The following is a 5,064-nucleotide window of genomic DNA, read 5'->3' as shown; positions in this document are numbered from 1 at the left end:
CGCTCCCACAGGGTATGGTGGTGGATACCGGGGTTACCAGGTCACGCCAAAGCCGGCGGTGTAGCGCGTCTTGCTCAGGTCGCTGTCTTCGGTCCCTTCGATGACATCCTTCTCGGCCTTAAGGTTGAGCGACGCCCAGTCAGTGACCTTGTAGCGCAACCCGATCTCCGCGTCATAGGCGTATTCAGCCACGCCGGACAGCGGCTTGCCCACTTCGCCGTTGGTGAACAGCTCGACGCGCTTGCCGATCAGGTAACGGTTGTAGTCCCACTTCATCGCCACGGAATAGAAGTTGTCCTTGCCGCCGTCGCGGTATTCATAGTCGGTGCGGTTGAGCAGCGAACCCAGGGAGAATGCGCCCAGTTCGTCGTCCCAGAACTGATAACCCGGACCAGTACCGACCACGCGCTGGCGGGCCAGGTCTTCGACCTTGTCGCGCTTGTAGTTCAAGCGACCCTGCCAGAACCATTTTTCCGTGAGGAAGCGGTCCAGGGAATATTCCAGCCGCCAGTTGTCGGCCGAAACCACATCATCCTGGAATTCGCGGTTGTATTCGCCTTCGGCGGTGTGCCGCCATCTGCCGTGGCGCGCCGAGGTCTTGAAGTCGATGTCGTAATCGTCGGTGTCGGCTTCCGCGCGCTGGTAATCCAGTGCAGCGTCAATATTGCCCTTCCACACGAGGTCCTCGACCACCGGCTTGGGTTTGAGGATCTGCTGGATGCTCGCCAGCTCGACGGTCTTGGGCGCATCACCATTGGCCAGGGTGACCTTGCCATCCTCGGCCGCCTGTAACGCCTTGGCTTTTTCGCCGGTGTAGGCATCCTGCTTGACCAGCAGTTGCTGGTCGCTCTCAAGCGTCTTGACCTGTTTCCAGTCAATCGGGATCGCGCCCGCGTAATCGGTCTGGATCAGCAATTTTCCGCCGTCGAAAACGGTTATCTTGCCGCTGAGCTTGTCGCCGTTCTTCAACCAGACGGTATCGGCGAGCAAAGGCATGGAGGCACTGGTAACAGCTAGGCACAACAGGGTTCTGGACAACATAAGCGATAATGGGCTCAAGTTTGCGAGGAAAAGGCGGCATTATCCCCCAGGATGACACCTCAGCAACGACTGACCTGCATATGGATGATGAGTTCATTTATCAACTGGCCCTGTAGGCATTAATCTACAGACGGCCATTTCCAGGAATCCTCCACGTGACCGACACCCCAGCGGCCTCCGAGAACGCCGCCCAGATCCGCCGCACCACGCTTTACCTGACCTTGGCCCAAGTGCCGGCCGGCAAGGTCGTCACCTATGGTCAGCTTGCCGAAATGGCCGGCCTGGGCCGCGCCGCGCGCTGGGTCGGACGAACGCTCAGCCAGTTGCCGAACGACACGAAGCTGCCGTGGCATCGAGTCCTCGGTGCCGGTGGTCGGGTCAGCCTGCCGGCGGGCAGCGCCTCGGGGGACGAACAACGCACACGTCTGCGCATGGAAGGGATCAGTGTCCTGAATAATCGTGTTGATATTCAGCGTCATGGCTGGCGCCCGGTAGAGCACAGCGGTTAGAGTGCGCGCTTTGTTTTCGCAATTTTTGAGGCAGACTCCAGCCCATGCCCCGTAAAACCTGGCGCGCCGCCCTTGCCGCCTATGCCAGTCCTTCGACGCTCGTGCTGTTGCTGCTTGGCTTCGCCGCCGGCCTGCCTTATATGCTGGTGTTCTCCACGCTGTCGGTCTGGTTGCGCGAGGCCGGCGTGGCCCGCGAAACCATTGGTTACGCCAGCCTGATCGGCCTGGCCTATGCCTTCAAATGGGTCTGGTCGCCCCTTCTCGACCAATGGCGCCTGCCATTGCTCGGCAAACTGGGACGTCGACGCTCGTGGCTGGTGCTCTCCCAGGCCCTGGTGATCCTCGGCCTGGTCGGCATGGGTTTCTGTGACCCACAAAAACACCTGTCCTGGCTGATCGCGATTGCCGTCATCGTGGCCTTCGCCTCGGCCACCCAGGACATCGCCGTCGATGCCTACCGACTGGAAATCGCCGACGACACCCGCCAGGCCGCCCTGGCTGCCAGCTATATGTCCGGCTACCGCGTCGCCGCGTTGCTGGCTACCGCCGGCGCGCTGTTTTTCGCCGAGGGGTTCGGCTCGACCGGGTTCAGCTACAAGCATTCGGCCTGGGCCGGTACGTACCTGCTGTTTGGCGTGCTGATGGTCCCGGCGCTGCTGACCTCGCTGTTCATGCGCGAGCCGCCAGTACCGTTGCGCACTCAATTGCAGGCCGGGCGCTATACGTTCGTCCATCAGTTGGCTTCGGTATTCGTATTGATCGTGCTGCTGGTGTCGGTCCCGGCGATGTTCACCCAGCTCTACAACACTGACTTTGCCAGCGTGCTGTTCGAAGGCGTCAGCCTGCTCGACCTGCTGCTCCAGGACCGCGCCTTCCTGCGCGCCATCCTCTATATCATCCTGACCGCGCTGTGCCTGTCGTCCATGGGACGCCGCGGCCTGGCGCCGGTACTGACGCCAGTCAATGATTTCATCCTGCGCTACCGCTGGCAGGCCCTGCTGCTGCTCGGCCTGATCGCGACCTACCGGATGTCCGACACGGTCATGGGCGTCATGGCCAACGTTTTTTATATCGACCAGGGTTTCACCAAGGATCAGATCGCCAGCGTCAGCAAAATCTTCGGACTGATCATGACCCTTGTCGGCGCCGGCATGGGCGGCCTGCTGATCGTGCGCTTCGGCATCCTACCGATCCTGTTCATCGGCGGCGTATCGTCGGCGGCTACCAACATCCTGTTCCTGATGCTCACGGACATGGGCGCCAACCTGAAGATGCTGATTGTCACGATTTCCCTCGACAACTTCAGCTCCGGCCTGGCCACCTCAGCGTTCGTCGCGTATCTGTCGAGCCTGACCAACCTGAAATTCTCCGCGACCCAATACGCCCTGCTCAGCTCGATCATGCTGTTGTTGCCGCGCCTGATCGGCGGCTACTCAGGGGTCATGGTGGAAAAATTCGGCTACCACGATTTCTTCCTGATCACCGCCCTGCTCGGCGTTCCGACCTTGCTGCTGATCGCCTTGCACTGGTATCAGGAGAATCGCCGAGAGGGCTCGACGCCTGAATCGGCGCCAGAGTCGGAATCGACGCCGCCCCGGCCCGCTCAAGAGTTGTAGGAAATCTCAACAGGCGCCGACGAAAGCGGCGCCTGAATCCGGCGACCGGCCACGCGCCTGTACGCCAGGGCATCACGCCCGTACAATGCTGCGTCACTTCTCGTCATCAGCAACCGACAACGGCCAACCATGCGCACCAGTCAATTTTTGCTCGCCACACAGAAAGAAACGCCTTCCGACGCCGTCGTGATCAGCCACCAGCTGATGCTGCGCGCAGGCATGATCCGCAAGCTCGCCTCCGGCCTGTACACCTGGCTGCCGATGGGCCTGCGGGTGATGCGCAAGGTCGAAGCCATCGTCCGCGAAGAAATGGACGCCGCCGGCTCTCTGGAAGTGTTGATGCCGAGCACCCAGCCGGCCGAGCTGTGGCAGGAGTCGGGGCGCTGGGAGGAATACGGCCCGGAGCTGCTGCGCATCAAGGACCGTCATGGTCGCGATTTCTGCGCGGGGCCGACTCACGAAGAAGTGATCACCGACCTGATGCGCAACGAGTTGAGCAGCTACAAGCAGCTGCCAATCAACCTGTATCAGATCCAGACCAAGTTCCGTGACGAGATCCGTCCACGCTTCGGCCTGATGCGCGGTCGTGAATTCATCATGAAGGATTCGTACTCGTTCCACGCCGACCTGGCCTCGCTGCAAGTCACTTACGAGCGCATGCACCAGGCGTACTGCAACGTGTTCACCCGCCTGGGCCTGAAGTTCCGCCCGGTTGAAGCCGACAACGGCTCCATCGGCGGTGCCGGATCCCACGAATTCCACGTGCTGGCCGAGTCCGGCGAAGACGACATCGTCTTCAGCAACGGCTCCGACTACGCCGCGAACATCGAGAAAGCCGAAGCCGTGCCACGGGAAACCTCCCGCGCCGCACCGGCCGAAGAATTGCGCCTGGTCGACACGCCGAACGCCAAGACCATTGCCCAATTGGTGGAAGGCTACAACCTGCCCATCGAACGCACCATCAAGACCCTGATCGTGCGCGCGGAAGAAGAAGGCAAGCTGATTGCCCTGATCATTCGTGGCGACCACGAGCTGAACGAAATCAAGGCCGCCAACCAGCCTGGCGTCGCCAGCCCGCTGGTCATGGCCACCGATGCCGAACTGCGCGATGCCATCGGCGCCGGTGCCGGCTCCCTCGGCCCGTTGAACCTGCCGTTGCCGATCATCATTGACCGCTCGGTGGAATTGATGAGCGACTTCGCCATCGGCGCCAACATCGACGACAAGCACTATTTCGGCGTGAACTGGGAACGCGACCTGCCGGTCCCAACCGTCGCCGATCTGCGCAACGTCGTGGCCGGCGACCCGAGCCCGGACGGCAAAGGCACGCTGGAAATCAAGCGCGGCATCGAAGTCGGGCATATCTTCCAGCTGGGCGACAAGTACAGCAAGGCGATGAAGTGCGAAGTACTCGGCGAGAACGGTAAGCCGGTCACGCTGCAGATGGGCTGCTACGGCATCGGCGTGTCCCGCGTGGTGGCTGCGGCCATCGAGCAGAACAACGACGAGAATGGCATCATCTGGAGCGACACGCTGGCGCCGTTCCAGGTTGCCCTGGTGCCGCTGCGCTATGAAACCGAACAGGTTCGCGAAGCGACCGACAAGCTCTACGCCGAGCTGACGGCCGCCGGCTTCGAAGTCCTGCTGGACGACCGCGACAAGAAAACCAGCCCCGGCATCAAGTTCGCGGACATGGAACTGATCGGCATCCCGCACCGGATCGTCGTCAGTGACCGTGGCCTGGCCGATGGCAACCTGGAGTACAAGAGCCGTACCGAGGCCGAGGCGCAAGCGCTGCCGGTCGCCGACGTGCTGTCCTTCCTTCAGGCCCGTATCCGCCGCTGAGACCAGATAGAGACGTCATGTTCAAGCGAAACACCTTAGGCCTCGGGGGGGCC

4 protein-coding genes are annotated in these 5,064 nt (G+C 61.7%); 3 read left to right on the top strand and 1 reads right to left on the bottom strand.

The window, feature by feature from the left end; translation table 11 throughout:
- Positions 1-33: 33 nt before the first annotated feature.
- Positions 34-1,041, bottom strand: a complete 1,008-nt coding sequence (locus tag ACE04F_RS08100; RefSeq protein WP_305499191.1) for a DUF481 domain-containing protein — start codon at positions 1,039-1,041, stop codon at positions 34-36.
- A 146-nt stretch (positions 1,042-1,187) separates the two neighbouring features.
- Here ACE04F_RS08100 and ACE04F_RS08095 point away from each other — a divergent pair, with 146 nt between their 5' ends.
- From ACE04F_RS08095 to ACE04F_RS08085, 3 genes are all read left to right on the top strand, one after another.
- Complete coding sequence (locus ACE04F_RS08095) at positions 1,188-1,550, top strand: MGMT family protein (protein WP_486105729.1); 363 nt, start codon at positions 1,188-1,190, stop codon at positions 1,548-1,550.
- A gap of 44 nt (positions 1,551-1,594) precedes the next feature.
- The gene (locus ACE04F_RS08090) at positions 1,595-3,166 is read left to right on the top strand and encodes an AmpG family muropeptide MFS transporter (RefSeq protein ID WP_486105715.1); all 1,572 of its coding nucleotides are present in this window, start codon (positions 1,595-1,597) and stop codon (positions 3,164-3,166) included.
- A 129-nt stretch (positions 3,167-3,295) separates the two neighbouring features.
- Entirely contained in the window at positions 3,296-5,011 is a 1,716-nt protein-coding gene (locus ACE04F_RS08085) for a proline--tRNA ligase (RefSeq protein WP_486105714.1), read from the top strand.
- The last annotated feature ends 53 nt before the right edge of the window (positions 5,012-5,064 follow it).

The organism is Pseudomonas sp. AGC41 (genome assembly GCF_057334555.1).
Note: the sequence above shows the minus strand (reverse complement) of the source record. Positions and strands in the feature narration are given on the sequence as shown.

Coding starts and splice junctions, on each gene's coding strand:
- ACE04F_RS08100 (WP_305499191.1), bottom strand. CDS start 1,041: ATGTTGTCCAGAACCCTGTTGTGCCTAGCTGTTACCAGTGCCTCCATG.
- ACE04F_RS08090 (WP_486105715.1), top strand. CDS start 1,595: ATGCCCCGTAAAACCTGGCGCGCCGCCCTTGCCGCCTATGCCAGTCCT.
- ACE04F_RS08085 (WP_486105714.1), top strand. CDS start 3,296: ATGCGCACCAGTCAATTTTTGCTCGCCACACAGAAAGAAACGCCTTCC.